Source organism: Roseibium denhamense, assembly GCF_009711415.1.
Classification (GTDB): Bacteria; Pseudomonadota; Alphaproteobacteria; order Rhizobiales; family Stappiaceae; genus Roseibium; species Roseibium denhamense.
The window spans coordinates 26,210-50,760 of the sequence record NZ_SMLZ01000107.1; the positions used below are offsets into that span (position 1 = coordinate 26,210).

General features: G+C 56.0%; 25 protein-coding genes. 10 read left to right on the forward strand and 15 right to left on the reverse strand.

The features are described 5' to 3' along the window. Positions 1-8: 8 nt before the first annotated feature. On the reverse strand, positions 9-617 hold the full coding sequence (locus E1180_RS10600; protein WP_208997072.1) for a TetR/AcrR family transcriptional regulator: 609 nt from the start codon (positions 615-617) through the stop codon (positions 9-11). An 86-nt stretch (positions 618-703) separates the two neighbouring features. Between E1180_RS10600 and E1180_RS10605 the strand changes: the two genes are divergently transcribed. The 4 genes from E1180_RS10605 to E1180_RS10620 all read left to right on the forward strand — a co-directional run bounded on the left by E1180_RS10605 (position 704) and on the right by E1180_RS10620 (position 3,308). After that, entirely contained in the window at positions 704-1,393 is a 690-nt protein-coding gene (locus E1180_RS10605) for a PspA/IM30 family protein (protein ID WP_196220576.1), read from the forward strand. Positions 1,394-1,474: 81 nt separating this feature from the next. After that, positions 1,475-1,744, forward strand: coding sequence for a YiaA/YiaB family inner membrane protein (locus E1180_RS10610; protein ID WP_155191157.1), 270 nt, complete (start codon positions 1,475-1,477; stop codon positions 1,742-1,744). A 172-nt stretch (positions 1,745-1,916) separates the two neighbouring features. Beyond that, positions 1,917-2,852, forward strand: coding sequence for an Lnb N-terminal periplasmic domain-containing protein (locus tag E1180_RS10615; protein WP_196220577.1), 936 nt, complete (start codon positions 1,917-1,919; stop codon positions 2,850-2,852). Positions 2,853-2,972: 120 nt separating this feature from the next. Then, positions 2,973-3,308, forward strand: a complete 336-nt coding sequence (locus E1180_RS10620; RefSeq protein ID WP_155191159.1) for a cupin domain-containing protein — start codon at positions 2,973-2,975, stop codon at positions 3,306-3,308. A 10-nt stretch (positions 3,309-3,318) separates the two neighbouring features. On the opposite strand, the gene E1180_RS10625 is transcribed toward E1180_RS10620, so the two are convergent. The 4 genes from E1180_RS10625 to E1180_RS10640 are packed head-to-tail and all read right to left on the reverse strand — an operon-like array spanning position 3,319 to position 6,024. Further along, positions 3,319-3,810, reverse strand: a complete 492-nt coding sequence (locus E1180_RS10625; protein ID WP_155191160.1) for a hypothetical protein — start codon at positions 3,808-3,810, stop codon at positions 3,319-3,321. A 37-nt stretch (positions 3,811-3,847) separates the two neighbouring features. Then, positions 3,848-4,477, reverse strand: a complete 630-nt coding sequence (locus tag E1180_RS10630) for a lysophospholipid acyltransferase family protein (protein WP_155191161.1) — start codon at positions 4,475-4,477, stop codon at positions 3,848-3,850. Positions 4,478-4,489: 12 nt separating this feature from the next. Next, a complete protein-coding gene (locus E1180_RS10635; RefSeq protein ID WP_155191162.1) occupies positions 4,490-5,416 on the reverse strand; it encodes a phosphatidate cytidylyltransferase in 927 nt (308 codons plus the stop codon). Beyond that, positions 5,413-6,024, reverse strand: a complete 612-nt coding sequence (locus tag E1180_RS10640) for a CDP-alcohol phosphatidyltransferase family protein (RefSeq protein WP_155191163.1) — start codon at positions 6,022-6,024, stop codon at positions 5,413-5,415. The genes E1180_RS10635 and E1180_RS10640 overlap by 4 nt, the downstream gene beginning before the upstream one ends. Before the next feature lie 196 nt (positions 6,025-6,220). Between E1180_RS10640 and E1180_RS10645 the strand changes: the two genes are divergently transcribed. Both E1180_RS10645 and E1180_RS10650 read left to right on the forward strand, forming a co-directional pair. Then, positions 6,221-7,237: an HlyD family secretion protein gene (locus E1180_RS10645; RefSeq protein WP_155191164.1), complete on the forward strand. Its 1,017-nt coding sequence runs from the start codon at positions 6,221-6,223 to the stop codon at positions 7,235-7,237. Further along, positions 7,234-8,259, forward strand: coding sequence for an FUSC family protein (locus E1180_RS10650; protein ID WP_155191165.1), 1,026 nt, complete (start codon positions 7,234-7,236; stop codon positions 8,257-8,259). The genes E1180_RS10645 and E1180_RS10650 overlap by 4 nt, the downstream gene beginning before the upstream one ends. A 61-nt stretch (positions 8,260-8,320) precedes the next feature. On the opposite strand, the gene E1180_RS10655 is transcribed toward E1180_RS10650, so the two are convergent. The 3 genes from E1180_RS10655 to E1180_RS10665 all read right to left on the reverse strand — a co-directional run bounded on the left by E1180_RS10655 (position 8,321) and on the right by E1180_RS10665 (position 10,029). Beyond that, on the reverse strand, positions 8,321-8,752 hold the full coding sequence (locus tag E1180_RS10655; protein ID WP_155191166.1) for a thiol-disulfide oxidoreductase DCC family protein: 432 nt from the start codon (positions 8,750-8,752) through the stop codon (positions 8,321-8,323). A 2-nt stretch (positions 8,753-8,754) separates the two neighbouring features. Further along, positions 8,755-9,342 carry a glutathione peroxidase gene (locus E1180_RS10660; protein ID WP_155191167.1) on the reverse strand — a complete coding sequence of 196 codons (588 nt, stop codon included), beginning with the start codon at positions 9,340-9,342 and terminating at the stop codon, positions 8,755-8,757. A gap of 90 nt (positions 9,343-9,432) precedes the next feature. Further along, on the reverse strand, positions 9,433-10,029 hold the full coding sequence (locus tag E1180_RS10665; RefSeq protein WP_155191168.1) for a TetR/AcrR family transcriptional regulator: 597 nt from the start codon (positions 10,027-10,029) through the stop codon (positions 9,433-9,435). A gap of 121 nt (positions 10,030-10,150) precedes the next feature. Between E1180_RS10665 and E1180_RS10670 the strand changes: the two genes are divergently transcribed. Continuing rightward, positions 10,151-10,579 (forward strand): VOC family protein, encoded by a 429-nt coding sequence (locus E1180_RS10670; RefSeq protein ID WP_155191169.1) that lies wholly within the window; start codon positions 10,151-10,153, stop codon positions 10,577-10,579. Between the two features lie 245 nt (positions 10,580-10,824). On the opposite strand, the gene E1180_RS10675 is transcribed toward E1180_RS10670, so the two are convergent. The 4 genes from E1180_RS10675 to E1180_RS10690 form a co-directional block, all read right to left on the reverse strand. Next, a complete protein-coding gene (locus E1180_RS10675) occupies positions 10,825-11,175 on the reverse strand; it encodes a hypothetical protein (RefSeq protein WP_208997073.1) in 351 nt (116 codons plus the stop codon). A 281-nt stretch (positions 11,176-11,456) separates the two neighbouring features. Beyond that, positions 11,457-12,917: a hypothetical protein gene (locus E1180_RS10680; RefSeq protein ID WP_155191171.1), complete on the reverse strand. Its 1,461-nt coding sequence runs from the start codon at positions 12,915-12,917 to the stop codon at positions 11,457-11,459. A gap of 37 nt (positions 12,918-12,954) precedes the next feature. After that, positions 12,955-13,881 carry a DUF6384 family protein gene (locus E1180_RS10685; protein WP_155191172.1) on the reverse strand — a complete coding sequence of 309 codons (927 nt, stop codon included), beginning with the start codon at positions 13,879-13,881 and terminating at the stop codon, positions 12,955-12,957. A gap of 63 nt (positions 13,882-13,944) precedes the next feature. Further along, entirely contained in the window at positions 13,945-15,150 is a 1,206-nt protein-coding gene (locus E1180_RS10690; RefSeq protein WP_155191173.1) for a cell surface protein, read from the reverse strand. Positions 15,151-15,487: 337 nt separating this feature from the next. Between E1180_RS10690 and E1180_RS10695 the strand changes: the two genes are divergently transcribed. Continuing rightward, complete coding sequence (locus E1180_RS10695) at positions 15,488-17,920, forward strand: DUF3772 domain-containing protein (protein ID WP_155191174.1); 2,433 nt, start codon at positions 15,488-15,490, stop codon at positions 17,918-17,920. A gap of 8 nt (positions 17,921-17,928) precedes the next feature. Here E1180_RS10695 and E1180_RS10700 read toward each other — a convergent pair whose 3' ends face one another. Both E1180_RS10700 and E1180_RS10705 read right to left on the reverse strand, forming a co-directional pair. Then, positions 17,929-18,849 (reverse strand): pseudouridine-5'-phosphate glycosidase, encoded by a 921-nt coding sequence (locus E1180_RS10700; protein ID WP_155191300.1) that lies wholly within the window; start codon positions 18,847-18,849, stop codon positions 17,929-17,931. Positions 18,850-18,957: 108 nt separating this feature from the next. Further along, positions 18,958-19,875, reverse strand: a complete 918-nt coding sequence (locus tag E1180_RS10705; protein WP_208997074.1) for a carbohydrate kinase family protein — start codon at positions 19,873-19,875, stop codon at positions 18,958-18,960. 329 nt (positions 19,876-20,204) lie between these two features. Between E1180_RS10705 and recA the strand changes: the two genes are divergently transcribed. Further along, entirely contained in the window at positions 20,205-21,275 is a 1,071-nt protein-coding gene (recA, locus tag E1180_RS10710; RefSeq protein ID WP_155191175.1) for a recombinase RecA, read from the forward strand. A gap of 367 nt (positions 21,276-21,642) precedes the next feature. Next, on the forward strand, positions 21,643-24,300 hold the full coding sequence (alaS, locus tag E1180_RS10715) for an alanine--tRNA ligase (protein WP_155191176.1): 2,658 nt from the start codon (positions 21,643-21,645) through the stop codon (positions 24,298-24,300). Between the two features lie 88 nt (positions 24,301-24,388). Here alaS and E1180_RS22620 read toward each other — a convergent pair whose 3' ends face one another. Beyond that, positions 24,389-24,514 carry a hypothetical protein gene (locus tag E1180_RS22620; protein WP_280115239.1) on the reverse strand — a complete coding sequence of 42 codons (126 nt, stop codon included), beginning with the start codon at positions 24,512-24,514 and terminating at the stop codon, positions 24,389-24,391. Between the last annotated feature and the right edge of the window lie 37 nt (positions 24,515-24,551).

A 24,551-nucleotide genomic window follows, 5' to 3' on the forward strand; every position in this document is an offset into this window, starting at 1 on the left:
TTGGAAAGTCACTGCCGGGACAGCAGCTCTACCAAGGCCCCGACCTCTGACTTTAGGTCCTTCAAAGGAATGCCAACAAATTGTTGCTGGAGCGACAGCAACACGACACCATGCACGGCGGCAAATGTCGTGCGTGCACGCATAGCCAGCGTCTCTTTTGAGATTTCCGGCCACAGCTCCTGTAGAGACGGAACGATTGCGTCTATCAGGATTATTTGTTCCATACGATATTCTTCTGGCTTGTATTTCCCTTCAGGGAGCCGGTGTTCGAACAGGGCCATCCAACGATGCTGATGGTCTCTGGCGAAGTCGGTGTAAGCGGCAGCTAGTGCTTGCAGCACCTGCCTGCCAGAAGATGATCCGACTGGTGCGGACGACGAAAGGGTGGTTCCTAAGTCCGCCAATGTGCGGGAATTCAGCTCTAGCACTAACATGTCAAGATCATCAAATACATTGTAAAGAGCCCCCAGAGCACAGCCAGCGCGCGACGTGATGTCTCGCGCCTTTAGGCCGGAAAGCCCTTTTTCGATTAGTTCCGCCTCAGCTGCGGTGATGATCCGTTCCCGCAGTTCTGCACGCTTCGTTTCTCGTCTTAACATTTCATTAACCATAATCATGAACGGCGTTCAAAAAAAACTTGAACATTGTTCATTGTGTTGCTAGAACCATCTTGTGAACATTGTTCATATCAATGGAGGGCCTAATGTTCAAGTTGATTACGACGCTCCTTCGGGGGCGGACATATGATGCCGCAGAGGCGTTTGTAGATACCAACACAATTTCCATTCTGCGCCAGCAATTGCGGGATGCAGCTGACGGTCTGACCTCGGCAAAAAAGTCGGTCGCAATCGTTATGGCTTATGCCGCACGTGAAAAAAAACGAGAAGAAGAGCAGGCCGAACAATTGGCGGATCTGGAGGCACGCGCAATGGAGGCCATCCGGCTAGGCCGTGAAGATCTTGCCTCGGAAGCGGCGGCCGTGATTGCGGATCTTGAAAAAGAACACGCGGCGACAAAAAAGGCGCTAGGGCACTACCAAGCACAAGCCGCAAAACTGCGCGACCAAGTCGCGTTGTCTGAGCAGCGGCTACGCACACTCCAGCGTGGAAAACAGATTGCCGATGCCGCTCAGCAAACGCAAAAACTTCGGGGCTCGGTTCCAAACGGTGTCCTCGCAAGTTTGAGAGATGCGGAAGAAACGCTGGAAAGACTGCAGGAGCGCCAGTCTCATGCCGAACAGGTTGAGATCGCGATGGTTGATCTGAACGCGACTGCTTCCGCAACACATGTTGTCGAAAAGCTTGCAGGGGCAGGGTGCGGAAGGTCTGTGACCACAAATGCTTCACGTGTCTTGCGGAGACTGCAAGCAAGAGCAGAAGAGCAATCCTCCTAAACTCATCAGAGTCCCAATTCTTATTTTTTATACTATCAATCTACACGAAAATTGGGACATATCTCACAAGGGGAATTTCAAATGTCAAACTTCACATCAAAACCCTCCAACGCTTGGAACCTTTTCACATACTTCAATTTTGCTGTCGCTGCGTTGATGATGGCAGGTGGTATCTGGTCGCTTGAGGCCAGCTTTTCGGCAAAAGGCTACTATGCAATGGCAGCCCTGATGCTGGTCTATTCTACGGCTTCGATCACCAAAGCGGTGCGCGACCAGGAAGAAAACAACCGTATTTACAATAAAATCGAGGATGCAAAGACCGAACGGTTGCTGGCTGAAGTATCGGCCTAGGATCCCGCCTAGGCGCGCTGTATTTTCGACCGCCGTCCCGACGCAAGTGCCCAAAACAGGCACTCATTAGCAAATTGGCAGCGTTTCGGCGCTGCCAATTTCCGGCACACTTTTCGAGGACCAGACCGTGTTTCAACTTACAAACAATTTCAAGCATATAGCATTTGCAGCCGTGGTCATTTTGGGCGCTCTTTGGAGCATCACCGCGACGCGATTTCACCTTTCAGACACTGCTTGGTATTTTGCGGTCACAGTGATTTTAGTGGCGTCAGGTGGCCTGACTTGGTTGCGGCTCCGCGCGCGCGCACCGTCCTTGCTGGGCATAGCGCTCTGCGCTACTGGAGTTTTCGCTTGGTATCAAACCATCACCCCGGAACAGAACAAGGCTTGGGCTGTTGATGTTTCAAGGGGCGTAACGGCGATCGTAAAAGCAAATACGGTCCGTTTGAGAAACATTCGCGACTTCGAATGGCAAACTTCAAACACTGCGACGCACAGATGGTTCAGCGGAACCTATGATCTGACACGCTTGAAAAGTGTAGATGTGATCACTTCGGTTTGGGACAATCCAGACATCGCCCATCTGATGGTCAGTTTCGGTTTCTACGACGGTGAAAATGTCGTGTTTTCAGTTGAAACGCGCAGAGAAGCCCATGAGGCTTTCAATACGGTAGGCGGATTTTTTAGGCAGTTTGAACTGGTCCTTATTGCCGCTACGGAGCGCGATATCTTGAAGCTCCGAACCGACATACGGCAGGAACGTGTTCGCATGGATCCGGTGGCGCTGTCACACGCTCAGATGAAGGACTTGTTTTTGTCCTATGTCCGGCTCGCACAAGACCTGTCTGATGCTCCTTCATTCTACAACACCTTGACCGCGAACTGCACCACTGTCGTGTTCAATCTGGCTAACAGTTTGTGGCCAGAAATGCCTCTTGATTGGCGAGTAATCCTGTCCGGGCATGTACCGGATTATCTGGACCGGCTGGGTGTTTTGGAGCAAACATATGATGCAAACGATGGTCGGGCTGCAAATTTATTGCCGGATTCGTCAAATTTGCCGATTACTGGGCTCAATTACTCTGAGCTCATCAGGTTTGGAAGATGACTTATTTTGATAAACGTAAGCAGCAGAGGATCACTCGGAACCTGGTGTTTTTTCGGAAAGAAGCTCCAATTCCAGCTAATGATTCACCTTTGGGCGTCGACCCTATTCAACGGAGGCTTTATGGAACTGCCAGAATTCATCCGGAAATTTCCGGCGCTTGATGTGCCCTTTCCTGAAGACGTAGTGAAGTCCTACGCTGTTCAATCGGACGCCGGGCTCGTTGTGTTTTTTGATTTTGTACAGGATATGGTCCTGCCGCCGCATTCCCATCTGGCGCAATGGGGAACCGTGTTGTCCGGCGAAATCGAGTTCACCATTGGTGGTGAAACCAAGACCCTGACTTCCGGCGCCATCTACAATATCCCGGCACATGTCGAACATGGCGCCGTCATCAAGGCTGGAACCAAAGTGATTGACGTCTTCGAAGAGCCTTACCGCTATCCGTTAAAGGGTTAGCTTGTCCGTATCACCAGCCGACAAGCCAGAAATAGCCGCAGTAGAAGAGCGTCCACAGCATCAGCGTGATCAAGAGCTTCGACCGCAAGCTGAGCCTGGCGCCAATTAGCCGTGAGATGGCCCCGGCAAGAACGGTGATCGCCAGGAAACGGGGCAGCCGCCCAAATGGGGTGAGCACCAGCAGTTGCCAAAGGGGAACCGATTGCAGAGCAGTTTCTGCTGCGAAGATCTTATAGGGAACGCCGGAAAACGCACCTGCAAGCATGCCTGGGAAAACCCCGGTCTCCAGCAACTCCTGAACCCGTTGAACTGTTGCTGCGGAAATCCCTGGAACTTCCAGAAGCACTGCATACGCCATTTCGGAGGAAGCGGACATCCACAGCCATATGAGTGCGCCGCCGCACACTGCGCCGATGGCAGCGGCAAGGCATCCCCCGAGTGCGCGTCTCCATGACTTTAGCGCCAGGCAGGAGAGCAGCACGTCCGGGACAATGAAGAACACTGTGGCTTCTGCAAACCCCCATACCAGGCATGCAAATCTACTCCCAAGGCGCAAAAATCTTTTCCGTTGAAAGCGTGTTGAAGCTGTCTTTCAAGCGGCTCATGAACTGAGTCCGGTCCCCCTCCCAAGTCACTGGTTCCCCGACGAAAATATCGCAGAAAAAGGGAACCAGAAGGAAAGAGCCTTTCGGAAGCGCTTTGCCAAGCCCGTGAGTGAAGACCGGAACAACAGGTGCCTCAGGAAAGCGTTCGGCAAGGAAAGAGACGCCTTTTTTGAGGTCGGTCATTTCTTCGGGCTGGCCGCGCGATCCTTCCGGAAACAGGATCAGAACCTTGCCCTCGCCAAGAGCATCGTAGCACCCTTCCAGCGGGTCCGCTGTTTTGTCCTTGCGCTGGCGTTCAACTGGAATAATGCCCAGCACATGTTCCGATATCCAGGCTTTCAAAGGCGATGAAAAGAAATAGTCGGCCGCGGCCACCGGTTTGATGTCCTTCAGTTTTGAAAGGGGCATCAAAGCCATCAAAACCATTGTGTCGAGATGACTGTTGTGGTTGGCAACGATAATGGCCGGACCTTTAGCTGGCAGCAATTCCTTGCGTCGCACGTTCAGTCCAAGCAGGAACAGCACGCCGGTTTTCACAAAGACATAAAAGACCTTTTGGAGCATGAGGCACCTGGCTCAGTAATAAAAATACCGGGTGAAATGGAAAAACAGCGGCGCGGTGAAGGTGAGGCTGTCAATCCGGTCGAGAATGCCGCCATGGCCCGGGATCAGGCTGCCGGTGTCCTTGACACCAAGATCGCGTTTAAGCGCTGAGACCGTGACATCACCTATAAAGCCAGCGACCGGAATGAGCACCCCGGCTGCGGCTGCGTGAACCAGGCCGAAGGGCGTTACCAGCGGTGCTGTGATGAGTGCGAGGATGAATGTGGTGACAACCCCGCCAAGAAACCCTTCCCAGGTCTTGTTCGGACTGACACCTGGAATGATCTTCCGTTTTCCGAAGAGCTTGCCCCAGGTGTATTGCGCCACGTCATTGAATTGGGTCAGGAAAATCAGAAACAGCAAGAGCCCGGCGCCGCCGGATGCATTGCCGGATGTTGCGGGAAGGATCAGCAGGAATGCGGCGTGGCTTATGGAAAACACGCAGAGCATGAGCCCCCAATTCAGGGTTCCGACAGCTCTCAAAAAACCGTCTGTCTGCTGGGACAACAGGCTTGCGAAGGGCAGAAACAAGAACATGTAGACCGGGATGAACACGGCGAACATCCCGTAGTAGCTGTCATAGACCCAGAAATATTGCACCGGGATTGCAAGATACGCCCAGAAGAGCACCCGCCGGTCTGTCCTGCGGGTCGGGATCATGGAGAAGTATTCTTTGAGCGCCAGGAAGCTGATGATGGCGAAAACGATGATCGAAATTGTGTTTGAGACCAGAAACGCGGCGGTGAAGATCGCTACCATCACCCACCAGCTTTGTGTGCGCTGAACCAGCTCGCTCATGTCCTTGTCAGACCGCCTGGAGATCCAGTACACAATCGCGCTGGCAACGGCCAACACCCCCCAAATGCCGGCTATGGTCCAGTGAAACGTGGTCATGGTCATGTCCGTTCGATCTCCTTCAAGGCACCGCGCGCCCGGTTCAAGATCGTCACGGCGGCTAAGAGCAGGGCGATCGAAAAGATGACAGTGAAAAGAACCGCAGTGCTGACACCAGCTGCGATCAACAGACCACAGAGGCCGAACAGCACAGCCCGGTCACTCTTCCCGAAAGGCCCGTCGTAACGGCGGCTGGCGCCGATCTGGACGCTGATGACGCCGGTCATTTCTCCGATGATGGCCAGAACGACAACACCCACGATCAGTTCACCGGCGATAAATGGCACGACGGCAAAGGGCAGATAAAGCGCAGCATCGGAAAGGACATCGCCGAGTTCATTCAGGATGGCGCCGAGATCCGATTTCTGGTCGTGTTCGCGGGCGAGCATGCCGTCTATGGCATTCAGCCCCATCCGTATTAACAGGATTACGGGCAACAGGACGAGCGGCCAAAAGGCGCCCGGAAACACCCAGAGTGCCAAACCTCCTGCAACGGACAACGCGAGGGCCACCAGCGTTACCTGGTTTGCCGTCACACCAGCCGAGGCAAGATTTTTACAGATTGGACGCAGGAGATCCTGAAATCGGGACTTGAGCTGATAAATGGTGGGCATGATTATCCGGAAATAGAAACAATGCGGGGCGACTATAACCTTGGCAGAGGTAATGGCACGGCCTCACTCAGTTCAATACCGACAAAGATCCTCCGCAAGTGTGTTTGCTAAAGCCTTTGGAATGGGGTGCGCTGGTTGTCGCACCTCGGCCAAAGCTGCATAATATAGCGACACAGCGCCTGCCTTTTGAGGATGCATGTTTGAAAAAAAGTTCCTGGTGGTTTTCGTTGCGATCCTGTTGCTGATCTTCATCGGTAACGAAATCAGTCGCCATTTTTTTGCCTATACGTCCGATGCTTACATCACGTCGGATTACGCCAGTATGTCTCCGTCCGTCGCTGGAACGCTTGCCGAACTGCATGTCACGAACGATACCGAAGTTCGTAAAGGCGATCCGCTTTTTACGTTGGATCAAACTCCTTACAGACTGGCAGCAGAATCGGCTGCGGCCAATGTCGCCGTTTCCGAACAAGCGCTGCAGGTGGCCAAGGATGGCGTCGAAGAAGCCAAGACAAATGTAACTGCCACAAAAGCCATCTTGGATGATGCGGAGGCCACTCAACGCCGGCTCTCAACCTTGCAGGAGAGCGGTGTCGTGACCGAGCAGCGGCTTGATGATGCGACCCGGGATTTGGCGGAGGCGCAGGCAAATTATGAACGCGCTCTTGCCGCGCGGACCGGGGCTCAGGACCAGTTGAAGCAAAAAGCGGCTGAGCTGCGCCAGGCGAAGGCTGAGAAGGCTGTAGCAGACTACAATCTGGACCAAACGGTCGTCAGGGCCCCCTTCGACGGGCAGGTTGTCCCCTTCAACACAAAAACTGGACAATACTTGGATGCCGGAGATGTCGTCCTGATTTTGGTGTCTCGGACAGGGTACCGGATCGTTGCCAACGTGCACGAGCAGCATGTTCAGTTCATAAAGCCCGGTCAACCTGTCTATTACATGGTCTCTACGGCGCCATGGGTGTTTTTCAAGGGCTCCGTGCGCGGCATTTCAAAGGGAATCGCGCGCTCAACGCTGGAAACCCAGGCGCTGCCTTATGTGGATCCAGAAACCGATTGGATCCGCTTGTCTCAACGCTTTCCGGTAGAAATCAACTTGTCCGTCCATCCGGATGATAGACAGGCGTTCATGGGCGCGGATGCAAGGGTTCTGATTTTGAATACGGACCGGCCGCGGCCAACCGGATCACCGGACGAAAGCGGGCGATGACCGCGAATGAACTCCTCAGGCTCCGCACCGCGCTGGCCTGTTGGTGCGCTGTTCTTCTGGCGTTGTTTCTCAACTTGGACAATCCGTGGTGGGCGGCGATCAGTGCGTTCATCGTTTCCGGGGCTGATCGAAAAACAGTTGTTTCCAAAGGTGCCCTTCGGGTTATCGGCACCGTCATTGGATGCGCTGCTGCGTTCTATGCGGCTACGTTTTTCACCGGACAATATCTGACCCTATCGGTTCTTATTATCGGCTCAATCGTATTCGGGATCTACAAACGCTATACGAGCCCGTATTCTTATGCGTGGACCTTGGCTTGCGTGACCGGTACGCTGGTGTTGTTTATATCTCTTCAAAACCCGGGCGAAACGCGGGCCTTTGCTATTGACCGGTGTCTGGAAATCTCCGTCGGTGTTCTGGCAGCCATGCTGGTCGAATTGCTGCTAAACCCAAGACCGATTTCGGGGGAGCAAGATACAATACCAGCAGATGCCGAGACGCGCCGCCATGCCATGGAGGCTGCAGTCTTTGCCGGCATTATCATGGTGACGATCCTTTTGCTGGATCGGTATTTCGACCTGCCGTCCCCAATTCAAATCGCTGTAACCGCCACGGTGATGATCCCGCTTCAGATCGGATATGGGCCGAAGAAAGCTTTTGACCGCTTGTCCGGTTGCCTCATCGGAGGTTCGACTGGGCTCGTGATCGTTGTCTTCCTGCCGCCCAACCTCTTGGTTTGGTCGTTGTTCCTAATCGTTGGGATTTTTGTATTTTCGCGCACCCATTTTTCCGGCCAAAGCAACGCTTATGTCGGAACCCAGGCTGTTTTGGCATACCTGATGACGATGGTAACGGGCAGCGGCCCGCCGACAACCGTTGAACCTGTTCTGGATCGATTGGCGGGGATCTTTATAGGTGTGGTTATCCTGGTCATCGGAAATCTGCTTGCAGCGGAGCTTCGATTTGGCCGTTCTGCGCAAGGGGCATCAAGTTCGGAAGAGACGCTTAAAGCGTCCGCATGATGCGGGCCGGTGAGGGCTGGCCAAAATGGAATGGGGGCCTGCGCCAAAATTACACTACGTTTTATTCGGCGGGCACGCTTTTACAGTTTTTCTCACGCTTGGCGCGGTGCCGTTTCTGCCACATGAGAAACCCCTTATAAAAGACGCCTGCTGCCTGCCGGATGACAGGGGTCTTGAACAACCATGCGAAGTGCCGGAACCCTGGAAGGTTCCGCCAGATTGCAGCGAAGGCATCAACCCCGATAACCCAGGTGCCGTCCTCTGTCAGAACATGGAAGATCCCCAGAAGATCTTCCCGGCTCTTGCCGTTTGGCAGTTCAGCGTCAGACAGCGAGCCGATATCGACCCAGGTGACAGTCCCGGCTTTGTCGATGCGGCGGTAATAGGCGACCTCCATCACGCAGACCGGGCAGCCTCCGTCAAAGAATACTGTCAACTGACGAGAGCCGCTCGTACCGGCTGAAGGGGAGATCGGGACATTCGCACCGTGCATAACTAAGATCCACTGCCAATCGTTGTCATTTGTGGCGGTAACGTTTTTTCGATGGCCCGGGCGAGGGAGATTGAATCAGGTTCTGTGAAGGTGGAAAACCAGCCAGCCATCTGACCATCCGGCCCGATTAGGTACTTATGAAAGTTCCAGCGGACTTTACCCATCATTCCAGCCTCGCTTTGAGCCCACTGATAGAATGGGTCGCCGCCGTCACCCTTGATCTTCACTTTGGATGTAATCGGAAAACCAACGCTGAATTTGCTTTGCGCGTAGTCGACGATTTGTGAATTTGTGCCCGGCTCTTGTCCGCCGAAGTCATTTGAAGGCACGGCCACGACCGTGAAGCCGCGATCCTGGTATTTCTCATAGAGCGCCTGGAGCGGTCCGTACTGCCGCGTGAAGCTGCATTGCGAAGCAGTGTTGACCACCAGAACCGTTTGACCGGCATAGTCGCCTAGGTCAAGTTTTGAGCCGTCGGCCATTTCGAAGGAAAAATCATGTGCAGACGGGCTGTGGTTCTCATTGGCTAAAGCGGCACCGGAAAGGGTCAGTGCAGACGCGAAAAAGCCGAGCAACAATGCTTTCCTCATAGGGGTCATCTCCGTTCTCAACGTACTCAAGTCTACGGACCGGAGCCGTGAGAGGATTACTGGCAGCACTGCGGCAATTTGGCGGCACCGCTAAGCATCCTTCAAAATGCCTTTCAGCAGCATCCGGGTTGCCGTCTCATATGCGTGCCTGTCCTCGCCGTTGGAAATGGCCAGCGCGGCCCGGTCGAATGTGGCCGACAAAAGATCCGCTAAAGGTTCCAGCGGGATATCGGCAAGGTAGCCGTGGGCAGCGCTATGTTTCAGGCCTTGTAAAAGTGTTGCCCCACCGGTTTCCCGGTCAATCTCTGCCATTTCCATCAGTCCAAGGACTGCTGGCCCTTCCAGGAGCAGGATCTTTGCGCGGCCCGGGGCTGCCATTGCGGAGAAGTAAGCTTTTGCTCCGTTCATGAACGCATCGAGCGGCGTCTGGCTTTCATCTGTTTCCTGATTGATTGTTTCAGCGATTGCCAAGGCTTCGTCGCGCACCAGTGCCCGCATGAGATCGGCCTTGTCAGAGAAGTGATGATAAAGGGCGCCGCGGGTCACATCGGCTTTCTTTACGATCTCCGGAGTTGCGGTTTCCGCATAGCCCTTCTCAACGATCAAGGATCGCGCCGCTTCCAGCAGCGCCTTTCGGGTTTCTGCCCGGCGCTCGGCTTGAGAGCGACGTGATTTTGCTTCTTGCATACATGCAGCCTGTATGTTAATTGGGAATTACATACATACTGTATGTCTTTTAAGCGCGAGTGAAAACCCAAGAGATTCGTGAATTTGAGACGTGTACGAGTGCCGAAGAAGGAGCCACGATATGAAATGCACGCAGTACTACCCGGTCCTCATGACTGACAATGTCGCCGAAACCGCCGGTTTCTACCGGGAGAACTTCAAGTTCAAGGCTGTGTTTGAAGCCGACTGGTACGTGCACCTTCAATCCGCAGAGGACAAGAGTGTGAATCTGGCTGTTTTGGACAGATCCCACGAGACCATTCCCGAGGAGGGGCGCGGGCGGACGTCGGCAGGGCTTCTCTTGAATTTTGAAGTCGAGGACGTGGATGCGGTGTACGCGGACGCCCAGAAAAAAGGACTGCCGGTTTTGCTAGCGCTGAAGGACGAACCTTTTGGCCAGCGTCACTTCATCACAAAAGATCCGAACGGGGTTCTTATCGACGTTATCAAGCCGATCCCGCCGAGCCCCGAATTTTTGGCGCAGTTCGCCCCAGAAGCTGTGCCTGCTTAAGATTTACTCAGCTGTGCGGGGCCAGCGCGTTGCCAGGAGGGAAATTCTCCCAAGCTGTGACAAGGGCGCGTGCTGTTCCCTGCCGGGCGGAGTGTGACCGTTTGCGGTCACACTTTGTTTTTAACCTGGCGTATGCCGCATTAATTCGAATTCATCACGTGTCGTCTTTTGCGTTGAAATCATTGATTTTAGAAAGTGAAAGACGACGCCGGTTAAATGCGATTTGCATCTAAAGATGCCGTTGATCAGGCGGCAACCGGCGGACAAGAGCTGTTTTGTTCGGCGCGCGATTTCAGACCCTGCAGGCTTTGCAGGGTATTCGGATTTCCTGGGAGAACGTAACTTTGCTCCAGCGCGGTTCGAGCGTTGTTGATCACCGCTAGGTCTTGCACCGCCAACGTTTGGCATGCGCTTCCGGTAAATCTGACGCGGATACGGATCACCCGTATACCATTGTCGGACGGCCCGAACTGCTGGTCCAGCGCCGGGTTTTCACCGGACAATTGCCGTTCCATCACGACCATGTTCGGTTCTTCCTGAATAACGACTGTCCCGCGTTCCGTTGCACTGGCAACAAGGGCGCTGCGTACGGTCATTGGATCTGCGGCGATGCGAATGCTCTGAGCCCCTTGTGGAACCGTTAGCTGCGGCTGCGGGGCAAGCGACGATTGGCGGGGTCCGCTGGACTGACAAGCGGCCAAAACAAGTGCCAAGCTGGCTAGAACAATCATACGCATTTTCAGTCCTGGTTCCTCTTGATCCTGCCGAAAGCGGTTCCCTTAAGCCAGGCGGCTAACAGATGCAACACCGGTGGGCCGGGCTGCTGACATGATGGGCCGGTCAGTTTCCGGTCGGGATGCCGATCTTGCTGCCATTGCTAGAACGTATCTCCGGTCTTGAAGCCGCCGCCTCCGAAGCCACCGCCGGTCTTAAAGCCACCGCCTCCGAAACCGCCTTTACGGCCGCCGCCGCCAAAATCGCCACCGCCGCCGCCGAACCCGCCCATGGATCCGGGAAGACCGACCCCTTGCGGGAAGGCGACGTTTCTGCCGCGCGGCCGTCTTCTCTTATGGGCGCGTTCGGCCCGAGCCCAATAGTCGGCTCCGGTAATTGCGCCTTTAACCAGTTCCCCGAGCAAGACCGTTGTGAGCTTGTCGTCCGAAAAGGTCGACTCCCAACTGCCGTAATTCTTCGCCCGGAAACGTTTTACCACATCGGCTAGTTCAGACCGGCGCCGCGTGATATCGCGCTGGAGTTCGCGGTCCTGACGCACGTCTTGCGTGACTTGTTCGATCCGCTCCTTCAGGTCCTCGATCCTCTGCACGATTTTTTCATCGTCCGGGGAAGGGGTGTCCATCGCCTCACGCCAGAGCTCGGTGAGCTCGTCTGCCTGCAGGGAAACCGCAAGATGCTGTTCCGCTTTTTCAAAATCCGCGTCTTCGCCACTGGCATATTCACTCAGTGCTGAAGAAAGGGTCTCGATCTGCCGGTCGAGCTTCTCCAATTGAGTGTCGATGTCTTCCACATCGCTTGTCAGTGTTTCAATAGTCCCGACAAGATCGCTGCCGGCGGCATCGGTCATTGCATTCCGGCTTAGAACGGCAAGCTTTTCCTGTTCCTGACTGGCTATTTCGGCACAGCGCTGGGCATGCCTTGCCATGCGGTCCGGTATGCCGGTCAGCATGGCGTAGTTTGCCCTGGCGCCTTCGAAACGGATCAGGCCCGCGACCCAGCGGTCCAGGGACCGGATCAGGCCGCGATGGTTATAGTCAGGTGTGCCGTAATGCCTCTGCCAGAGATAAACGAACAGCGGATCAGCGTCATAGGCCCGGCTTTTTTCGAACTTGTCCTTTTCGGCGGTTGCCGCTTTGTTGGCTGCTGCCTCCGCCATGTTTACCGCGCGTTCGGTTGCTTCGCGCTGGGCGACGAACTCAGCATCCTTCTCGAGCCTGTCATCTACGGCTGACATCAAGTCATCCATCTGACTTTCAGCATCGTTGCGGGCTGTGTCCAACTCTTGCCGCTTGCTGGTCAGTTGGCTGCGTTCGGTTTCATTCTGGCGGAGCTGGTCGGTCAGAACCTTGTAGTCGGCACTCCGCTTGTCCAGCAGGCGCCTGGCTTCGCGCGCGGCGCTGTCCAGCCGCGTGTTCAGGTTTCCGGCTGCATCTGTGTCCAACCTGAAGCGCGCAAGGTCCCGGTAGGCCTCGCTCTGACGCTCCTGCAAATCCGTTAAACCCCGGGTCGCGCGTTCAATCCGCTTGCTCAACTCGGCTTCTTCACGGCGAAGATCAGCCAGAGATTGCTCAATCGTTCCAAGGGTTTGGCGGCCTGTCAGCATGCAGAAACCTCCCGTGAATTATGGTTGCATACCCGGGCTACCATCTCGTCACCGCGCCATCTTGAACACCACTCCGCCATTTCACATCGAGCGAGCCGCTGTTTTTCTCCCCCAAAACGCCCTTCTGGACGATCCCGTCTTCCATCTTGTCACGTCTTACAGCATTGAAGATGGTCTCTGAGACACGCTGTCCCCATATGCTCACGGTTTCGACCTGGCCGGTTTCCTCGGAGCGGATGTCCTGTTCAAGAACGGTTCCATCAGGCGCGACAGCTTCCACGATGATGTAAAGGTTTTCGGCGTTGCGGTTGGCATCCGGCAGGCGGGTGACGCCGGTGGGGACGCCTTCGCGTGACACAATCTGCACTTCAAAAACCTCGGCCAGCTTCGCCGCGAGGGCTCTAAGGTCAGCTTCCGCTTTGAAAGCGGCGGTTTGATTGCCATCCTCAAGGGCGGTCGTTCCGCTGGCCTGCAGCCGGTTCGCCTCGGATAGTAGGTCGGCGTCATCGGTCAGCCCATCAACCCGTCCGACAAGTTCGGAGTAAGTGGCGGGCAGGGCTTCCAGTCTGGCAATCAACTCCGCTTCGCTTTGCTGTTGCGGGAGCGCGACAAGGAAATACCAGGCGGCAACGCAAACAATCAGAACCGCAGCGGCCCCGGCAATCCATTTCGACCAGACCGCGCGGGAAATGTAGATCAGAGCAAATGTGCGCTGCATTCCGGCCGCTGGCGGCTGGTAAACGAACCTGTCGCGCTTCAGATCTTCCACACCAGCTTTCAGGATGTGATCAGGGACATCAATTCCCTGTGCGGCATAGACTTGGCGCAAGCGGTCGATCATGGCCGCATCGCGCTCGTCCGACTTGAGCTCCTTGGCAATCTGACCTTCTTCGTGGCGGAGCGTGTCCACCACATCCATCGCCATCATCAAATCGTCCAGCGGTGCGTCTGAGGATTTCGCCATCGAGCCTTACTTTAATAGTTTAAATGGCGGCCGGAAATCCGGCCGCTATTCAGTGTGAACCGCTTACAAACCCTTGCCTTGGGCAGCCAGTTTCGCCAGGCGGCGTTTTCCATCTTCGACCGCCGTCCGGATTTCTTCCGAGTTTTTCGTCGACATGTCGCGCATTTCAGAGATGATCTCTATGGAATTTGTCTGGAAGTTGACGACCGAGTCCACAAGCTTCTTGACCGAGGCTGCTGCAACCGTCGGGCCATATCCGGCTTTCAGCGCTTCCGTTTGGACCGCGTCGCCGATTTCTGCCAGGGTCTCCAGGCTCTTATTGATGCCGTCTTTCATGGCATTGAGCGTTTCAGTCGATTCATGAAGACCCTGAAGGCCGGTGAAAGACGCGTTGAGCGCAGTCAACACCGACTCGTTGGTCGAGAAGAAGCTCACGGACTGGGCATAAACCCGTTCCTTGGCATTGGTGGTCTGGATCAACCGCGCCATGATGACTTCGGACGTGTTGTAGCCGATGGTCAGGTTGTCCGAGAGATCCTTTGCGATCTGGTATCGCTTCTCTTCGTCCTGCATTTCGCGCATGCGTTCATCGCGGGCGAGCTCCAACCGCGCCTTTTGAGCAGGATCGTCGCCGGAGTATCCTTCAACTTCGTTTGAAGCGGTTTCCAGCGCTGCCTTTGTCGTGTCGAGCTTGCCGGTCGCAATATTCAGGATCTCAAGAGCCGTCACTTCCGCCTGTTTCAGAGCACCGCGGAAGTCGCGGTAAGCTTCAAGGATGGTCTGTTCCCGCTCGATCTGGTCCTTGGTTGCCCGGGCGACGTCCTTGTAAGTGTCGCGGATATCCTTGAAGCGGTCAGAAATCGTGCCGCGCCGCATGTCACGCCACTTGTTGGACAGGTTTTCTGTGAACGAGATTTTGCCGTCTGCAAGCTGGTCCACGAGTGTTTTTGCATCGTCCCGGATGCTGTCGAACGATTTGGTGATGTCCTCGTAGCGCTCACCGATGTCCATTTGCTGGACTTGTGTGCGCACCACCTCATTGAAATTGGAGGCTTGGCCGAGCGTGCGGGTGATGATGAGCACCTTATCGGGCGACAGATCCGCAATTTGTTCCAGAAGGGCATTGATCGGAGCGTCGGTTTCAGTTTCCGGAGCAATGCCGATGTCGCGCAACGTGGTCAGGGCACGGTCTAGGTATTGCAATGGGCTGAAGCCGCCTGCCTGCATTCCAGAGGACTGCGCATTTTCGGGTGTTGCCGCATCTGTCATTATGTGCCTCCATGCCGGACGGTGTGCTTGTTCTCTGACCTGCCGTCCCGTTAATGTCATTCTTGCCCATGTTAGGTCAGGCTTACGCTGCTATGTCAACGGCTTGGTGCCCGTTTCACCGTCGCAGAAGCACATGTTTCACCTAACGTTACAACGATCAATAAGCGGTGAATGCGACAGGTTTGTTGCGCCGGGACAAGTTGACACCAGCCCGTCCTGCAAACGTCTTTTATAGCTAAGGCATTGAAGCCGCATATGAGGGCCAGCCTATTGACTGCCTCGAAAAGACGGTCAGTGTGGGCGGGGCACCAAAAGGTTCAATAAGGCAGTTTGATCAATGAGATCACTCCAGCATCTAATTTCGATCTTGTTCCTGATGGCAGCGGCGCTGCTGGTGGCGTTGCCAGCCTTTGCACAAGAAGCGCCTGGGGAACAGTCTGATGCGCTTTTACTGCCAGCCCCGGCAGAGGACCTTTTTACCCGGGCAACCAATGCCCTTGAACAGGGTATCGTCTCCGTGCGGACGCTGGAACTGCTGCGCGGACAGCTGGTCGATGTCCGGGATCAGAACGCAGCTGTCGTTAATCGCGGAAGTGTTAAAGCCGATGCTCTCCAGGCTCAGCTCAATGCACTTGGGCCGGTCCCTCAAGATGGCCAAAAGGAGGCCGATGATGTCGCTGCCCGCCGGGTCGAGCTCGTCAATGCCGTGGCCGATGCCAATGCGCCGGTTGTTCGCGCTAGGGAAATCCAGTTCCGCGCCGCTGCTTTGATTCACGAGGTGGACCGGCAGATCAGGTCAAGAGGATTTGACCAGATGCTGGAGCGGTATCCCTCACCGGTCTTTCCATCCACCTGGGTTGAGGGGCTGTCGCAGATTCAGCAGTTTCACCGGCGGCTGGTACGGGATGTGGAGAGCCAGCTGGCCCGGCCCAGCGTTTCCAAATCCCTCGGGCAAACTGTTCCTCTGTCAATCGGGCTTTTCGTCTTCGGCCTTGCTTTCATATTTTGGCTCAGGTTTCCGATCCATCGCTATCTTCTCAAGCTTAGCCTCCGTCAGGAACGCGGGTTCCCGGTTATACTAACGGCCGTTCTGTATAACCTGAGCTATCTTGTTCTGCCTGCCATCGGATTGACGGCGATGCTGTCAGTTATCTGGATCCTCGATATTCAACCGAATGCGGCGCGCACCGCGCTGATTGCAACGCCAGCCTCCGCGCTCGCGATTGTAACGGCCATGTGGCTCGGCCATACCTTGTTTGCGCCCGAACAAACGCGCTGGCGTCTTCTGGACCTCGATGAAAAATATGCCAAGCGCGGGCTCTGGCTTTGCCTAGGGCTTGGCATTTTCATGATGTTCGAGATCACGCTGGAATCGCTCCAGATGGATGATGCGTTCGGCCAAGCCGCTCTTTCGCTGATCTCGTTGCCTGTGATCACGGCTGCATCACTGTTTCTGTGGCTGCTTGCGGGCGTGTTGCGGTCACACGACCGGCACCGTGACCCGGAACCCGCCCTGCCTCTTGAAGTGGAGGATGACGAGGACCCGGAGGCTGAAGAAGCCTCGGTTAATCCCCGGGATTCCGGCTTTCTTTTCTTCATGTCCCTTTTGATGAAGGCGTCAGCGGTTCTTGCATTCACCGTGACCCTGGCCGGATATGTCTTGATGGCGCGGGTGGCGGTGATCCCGATGATCATGACCATTGCCCAGCTCGGCTTCGGGTTTATGCTCTATCATCTGGCGCTTGCTGTGGTGCGCACCGCAACCAAGAGAGATGAAACGGAACCCGTACCGATCCTGGTCTCACTCGGGTTGATCTTTGCGCTCGTTGTAACATTCGCGCCCTTGATCGCGCTGACATGGGGCGCGCGCGCGACGGACGTTATGGACGCCTGGAGACTGCTTCTGGCAGGCATCCAGCTTGGCGATATCCGCTTGTCGCTGGACTCCATCCTGGTGCTGCTGGTTGTGTTTGGGGTCGGATTGTTCGTCACCAGATGGCTGAAGAACCTGTTGCGCACCTCCGTACTGCCGCAAACGCGTATGGATATCGGCGCCCAGACCGCGATTGTCACCGGAACGGGATATGTCGGACTGACCCTTGCTGTCCTGATCGCTGTGTCGACTGCCGGTCTCAACTTGTCCAGTCTTGCGGTCGTGGCCGGTGCGCTGTCCGTCGGCATCGGCTTCGGTCTCCAGACAATTGTGTCGAATTTCGTCTCAGGGATCATTCTTCTGGTGGAGCGTCCGATCAAGGAGGGAGATTGGATCGAGGTGTCGGGACAAACCGGCTATGTCCGGAAGATCTCGGTGCGGTCCACACGCATTGAAACGTTTGACCGTCACGACGTGATCATTCCCAACTCCGATCTGATCGCAGGAACTGTCCGGAACATGACCTTAAGCAACAAGACGGGCAGGCTGGTTCTGCCGGTCAGAGTGGCTTACGGGAGCGATCTTGAGGCGGTTAAAGCGATCTTGATGAACGCGGCGCGCGCGCACTATACGATCGCGCGGTATCCGCATCCATTCGTGCTGTTTGTGGGCCTTGGGGAAAGCTCGCTTAACTTCGAGCTGCGGTGCTATCTGAAAGACGTCAACAACATCCTGACAACGCAGTCGGATCTCTATTTCACAATCTACAACGAACTCGGCAAGGCGGGTATCGAGATCCCGTTCCCGCAGCAGGACGTTCATTTCAAGGACATCGACAAGTTTGTGTCGGCACTTGAAAAACGGGAAGAGGCCGGAGGAACACCGGCCGCTTCGTAGTTGCTCTGTCAGACAAGCTCGGCGGCGATTTTCGCGGCCAGCCGGGCATTGTTGCGCACAAGCGCGATGTTTGTGTCGAGGCTGCGGCCGCCGGTCAGATCCAAGATGGCCCCCAGGACGAAGGGCGTGACGTCTTTTCCGGTCACGTTGTTCTCATTGGCCATGGTGATCGCCCTGGCGATGTGTCCGGCCATTTCGGCTTGCGGAATTTCGTCGGCCGCAGGAACCGGATTGGTTACCAGAACGCCGCCATGATCGGCAAAATTCCGCCGCATCTTCAAAACATCGCCGATTTCCTGCGCGGAGTGGAGCGTGTAGGGGGCCTTCAGACCGCTTTCCCGCGACCAGAATGCCGGCAGTTCCTCGGTTCCGTACGCGATGACGGGGACACCCTTGGTCTCCAGGACTTCAAGAGTTTTCGGAATGTCCAGAAGAGCTTTGGCGCCCGCGGACACGACGCAAACCGGTGTGCGTCCGAGTTCATCAAGATCCGCAGAAACATCGAAGGTGTCCTCGGCGCCCTTGTGCACGCCGCCGATGCCGCCAGTTGCGAAAACCTTGATGCCGGCTACGTGCGCTGCCATCATCGTGGCGGCAACCGTCGTCGCTCCATAGCGCCCTGTTGCCAAGGCAAAGGTCAAATCGGCGCGCGAGCACTTCATGACATCTTCAGCCCGGGCGAGCCGGTCAAGATCGGTATCGGAAAGACCGACCATGATTTTCCCGTCCATGAGCGCGATTGTCGCCGGAATGGCGCCCTCGGCACGAATGTCCGCTTCAACCTGCCGGGCGGTCTCGACATTTTTAGGGAACGGCATTCCATGAGTGATGATCGTTGATTCCAGCGCGACAACCGGCTGACCTGCGTCGAGTGCGGACTGAACTTCCGGGCCGTAGACGATCAGGTTCTTCAATGTCGATGGGATCATGTGTGTCACGGCTGGAAACCTCTTGTTGTCATGTGCTGGCAGGACCGGAATTCGGCGCCTTATAGACCTCGCGGCTCAAAGGGCCAAGTGTGAGATTTGACCGCATGGTCAATTTGTCTGCAAGGCGGCCCAAGACAGCTTCTCGGAGAGCGCGCCTTCGGTGCTAAGTGTGATTTGTGCAGCCTTCAGGCCAAAGGACACGGCATCGGAAAACTCATGTCCATGGGCCAAACCGGCCAGAATTCCTGCGGTAAGGGCATCGCCTGCACCCGTCACGTCCACCACTTCTGCCGGCAGGGCAGGGTGATGTAGAACGTTTCCATCCTGCGCGGTGTAAAGACCGTCTTGGCCGCAGGTCATCGCAACGCGGGCTGCCCCTGCGGCCAGAAGGCGCTCCATCAGCTGACGAGAATGTGTGTCGGCTGCCAGCCCTGTGAGCGCGATTGCCTCGCTCCGGTTCAGCGTCAGCAACGACAAGCTGGGCAGAACGTGTTGTAACCGGGTTGCTTTTGCATCCGAGACCGCATTGGCCATTATTTTCCGGCCTTCAAGCTGCCGGCAGATCGCAAGGAGAACCTGTTCGGGCAGATTGGTGTCGACAAACCAGATGGCATTTTCATCAGCTGCCGGAAGCGCGTCTTGCAAGAATCGGTCGAAAATATCCGCTGGAGCCTCGCCCAGCACCCGGTCATCCACGCAGGCAGCGGCCAGTGAGCCATCAGGATCGTGAAACGCAAGATATTGCCCGGTGGGAAAGCCGTTCCGGCGGATGCCGGTCACTGAGATGCCTTCGGCCGTGAGGGTGTTGAGAAGCCCGGTCCCGGCTGGGTCATCGCCAAGCGCACCACACAAAATAGCGGGCACATCAAGCCGGGTGAGGGATCGTGCGATATTGGTTGCAACGCCGCCGGGCTTGGACATCAAACGCGCTGGCGTTGAGGTTTCGCGCTGAATGGGGACACACGCATGAGCCAGAGTATCGAAATGGATCGCGCCGAAGCAATAAACGGGCACAGGCTGAGACACGGTAGTTTGTCCTTATGTGAAACCTGACCGGCGGCCTTATTGCGCAGACGGCCTTCAGGTCGAAAGACGCGGGGCTACCAGATCTTCCAGGCGGCAGCAACACGGGACCGAGCGCGCCGGTGATTCTTGCCTTCCGCTTCGGACCGGGATCTGGATGGGAAAATAACGCTGCGTAACCTCTAGGCATGCGAGACGAGAACATACTGGAAACAAAAGATCATTTCGCATTAAATACCAACCGGTTTTGCCAGCTTGCCAAATGAGAACAAAATGTGTACAAAAGCGTCGATTGAAACGGCGGGTCCATCGTGGAATAAGGAGCGTGAGCCATGTCACAAAGTACACTTCGTCTCGTAGAAAGCAGCCAGATGGATAAGACTAAAGCGCTTGATGCGGCGCTCAGCCAAATCGAACGGGCCTTCGGCAAGGGATCCATCATGCGGATGGGCCAGGGCCAGGCCGTTGAAGTTCAATCCGTATCAACAGGATCTCTGGGTCTCGATATCGCTCTTGGGATCGGCGGGTTGCCCAAAGGCCGGATCGTTGAGATTTACGGTCCGGAATCGTCCGGTAAGACAACACTCGCCCTGCACACCGTTGCGGAAGCCCAAAAGCACAGCGGGATCTGCGCATTTGTCGATGCCGAACATGCGCTTGATCCGCTTTATGCCCGGAAGCTTGGCGTAGATATCGACAACTTGCTGATTTCGCAGCCGGATGCCGGGGAGCAGGCGCTTGAGATCGCGGACACTCTCGTCCGTTCCGGAGCGATTGATGTTCTCGTGATCGATTCGGTCGCCGCCCTGACGCCAAAGGCCGAGCTCGAAGGCGAGATGGGCGACAGCCTTCCGGGCATGCAGGCCCGTTTGATGAGCCAGGCTCTGCGGAAGCTGACCGCCTCGATTTCCAAATCGAACTGCATGGTCATCTTCATCAACCAGATCCGGATGAAGATCGGTGTCATGTTTGGATCGCCGGAAACGACAACCGGCGGCAATGCCTTGAAATTCTATGCCTCCGTCCGGCTGGATATCCGCCGGATCGGTGCGATCAAGGACAAGGACGAGGTGGTCGGGAACCAGACCCGGGTGAAGGTGGTCAAGAACAAGCTTGCGCCTCCGTTCCGCCAGGTTGAATTTGACATCATCTACGGTGAAGGCGTCTCCAAGATGGGGGAACTCATTGATCTTGGCGTGAAGGGCGGCATTGTTGAGAAGTCAGGGGCCTGGTTCTCTTACAACAGCCAGCGTCTTGGCCAAGGACGTGAGAACGCCAAGCAGTTCCTGCGTGAGAATTCTGAAATCGCCGAGGAGATCGAGCTTGCAATCCGCCAGAACGCCGGTCTGATCGCCGAGGCCATTATCGACCCAGAAGGTGGCGCGGAAGATGATGCGGAGTAGGCCTTTCAAGGTTTGCTCACATTGTTCATAAGACTTTTTGAACCCCTCAAGATCGATCAGACCTTGAGGGGTTTGCTCGTTTGAGGCCTATCCGAGGCTGCAAATGCAGACTTTTCCGGCCGGATAGCGGCGAGCGCTGGACAGTGTCAGAGCCGAAAGTTAAAAGGCTGTTCCGGCGCGGGGCCTGAGAATTGGGGTGTGCCGCAGCGGAAGTGTTTAACAGGCCCGGACGCGGGCTGGAGCATCGGGCGGTTTGTGTTTTTTGCGAAGCGCCTATGATGTTCGACCGATTAATGATCGATCAGCGTTGGGTGCTAAATCGGGACCGATTTAACGCCCGCTGATCTTGGCGTGATGCGAGATCCGAATGACCGGCGTAAATGATATCCGCTCTACCTTTTTGGACTATTTCAAGAAAAACGATCACGAGGTAGTCGATTCCGGCCCGCTTGTTCCGCGCAACGACCCGACCTTGATGTTTGCCAATGCTGGGATGAACCAGTTCAAGAACGTATTCACGGGCCTGGAGACGCGGGACTATTCACGGGCGGTTACGACGCAGAAAGTCGTTCGCGCTGGCGGAAAGCACAATGACCTCGACAATGTCGGTTACACCGCGCGTCACCACACCTTTTTCGAGATGCTGGGGAATTTTTCCTTTGGCGATTACTTCAAGGACCGGGCAATCGAGCTGGCCTGGAACCTGATTACAAAGGACTATGGTCTGCCGAAAGACCGGCTTCTGGTGACGGTGTTCTCGGAAGATGAAGAGGCTGCCGGCTACTGGAAAAAAATTGCAGGCCTCAGCGACGACAAGATCATCCGCATACCCACCTCCGATAACTTTTGGACCATGGGCGATACCGGACCTTGTGGCCCGTGCTCCGAGATCTTCTACGACCACGGCGACCAGATCTGGGGCGGCCCTCCCGGGTCCGCCGAAGAAGATGGCGACCGGTTCATCGAGATTTGGAATCTCGTCTTCATGCAATATGAGCAGACGCCGGAAAAACGCGAAGACCTGCCGCGGCCATCCATTGATACCGGCATGGGGATCGAGCGTCTGGCAACGATCCTGCAGGGCGTGCACAACAACTACGACATTGATCTTTTCCGTGCCCTGATCGCGGCGTCCGAGCATGAAACCAGCGTTGAGGCGACTGGTGCGGCTCTGTCGAGCCACCGCGTCATTGCGGACCATTTGCGCTCGACCAGCTTCCTGATCGCCGATGGGGTTTTGCCGTCGAATGAGGGGCGCGGCTATGTCCTGCGCCGGATCATGCGTCGCGGCATGCGTCATGCCCATCTCTTGGGGGCACGCGACCCGTTGATGCACAAGCTTGTTCCGGCGCTTGTGCGGGAAATGGGGCAAGCCTATCCGGAACTCATCCGGGCGAAGGATCTCATTACCGAGACCTTGCTCCTGGAAGAAAAACGCTTCCGCAAAACACTGGAACGCGGTCTGGGACTGCTTGACGATGCAACGACGAATTTGGCCCCTGGTGGCCAGCTCGACGGCGAAACCGCGTTCAAATTATATGACACTTACGGCTTCCCGCTGGACCTCACCCAGGATGCCCTGCGCGCGCGGGACATTTCCGTTGATACGGACGGCTTCGGCGCGGCGATGGAGCGGCAGAAGGCCGAAGCCCGCGCCGCCTGGTCCGGCTCCGGCGGAGCGGCCACAGAAGCTGTCTGGTTCTCGTTAAAAGAAAAGCACGGAGCGACCGACTTCCTCGGCTATGAGACCGAAATCGCCGAGGGCATCGTTGTGGCCTTGGCCGACGCTGACCAGGAAGTTGGCACGCTGAAAACGGGGCAAAGCGGCTTTGTTGTGCTTAATCAGACACCTTTTTACGGCGAAAGCGGTGGTCAGGTAGGCGATACCGGCCAGATGACCGCGCCGGGTGTGCAAGTGGCGGTCACAAACACGCAGAAGAAAGCCGATGGCCTGTTTGTTCATGCCGTGAGGGTTGAAGAAGGCGAGTTGGCGCCCGGTACAGCTCTGGAACTGAAGGTGGACCACAAGCGCCGTAGCTCGGTTCGCGCCAACCATTCGGCGACCCATTTGGTCCATGAAGCCCTTCGTGAGGTACTTGGCACACATGTGGCTCAAAAGGGGTCTCTCGTTTCGCCGGACCGTTTGCGTTTCGACTTCTCGCATCCTAAACCGATGAGCGATGACGAACTGGCGACCGTTGAGGCGTTCGCCAATGAAATCGTGCTTCAAAACGCGCCGGTCGACACCCGCTTGATGGCCGTGGACGATGCTATTGAAGCAGGCGCGATGGCGTTGTTTGGCGAAAAATACGGCGACGAAGTGCGTGTTGTGTCCATGGGGACCGCGCTCCACGGCGACAAGACTGGCAAGCCGTATTCGCTGGAGCTTTGCGGCGGAACCCATGTCAAACGCACAGGCGACATTGGGCTAGTGACACTCGTCTCCGAAGGGGCTGTTGCGTCCGGTGTCCGGCGTTTGGAAGCTCTGACGGGCGCGGAAGCTCGCAACTATCTGGATGCGCAAGACAAGCGCATGCGCCAGATGGCGGCTCTTTTGAAAACCGGTGCCGAGGATGTGCCGGACCGCGTTGCCCAACTTGTCGAGGACCGGCGCCGGCTTGAAAAGGAGCTTGCCGAAGCGAAGAAGAAGCTGGCCATGGGCGGCGGCGGCGACGCCGGAACGCCGATCCGGGACGCTGGCAAATTCAAGCTGATGGCGCGCACGGTTGAAGGCATCAACCCGAAAGACCTGAAGGGCATGGCCGATGAGGCCAAAACCCAGCTCGGCTCCGGCGTGGTGGTGCTGATCAATGTCGCCGAAGAAGGAAAAGCTGCCATCGTGACAGCGGTTACCAAGGATCTGACTGAGAGCGTAAGTGCTGTCGATCTTGTGAAGATCGGGTCTGAAACTCTGGGTGGCCGTGGTGGCGGCGGCCGTCCGGATATGGCTCAGGCGGGCGGACCGGACGGAGCCAAGGCAGATGAGGCCATTGCTGCGATCGAAGCACATTTGAAAGGGATTTGACCTTTCGGTCTTGGACCTTCGCTCAATGGTCAAATGAAAAGGCGCGCTTAATCGGCGCGCCTTATTCATGGGGCCGCAGACCTGATGTTTAGTGCAGATACGCCACCAGGATCAGGGCATTCACCGCCAGGAACACGGAAGCGATCAGCATTTTCAAGACAGCGTTGTGCGGCGAGTTTTCGGCGCCGCGCACATGGTTTGTTTCGAATGTCATTGTCTGCTCCTTTAAAAGGCTCCCTCCCTTAATCACT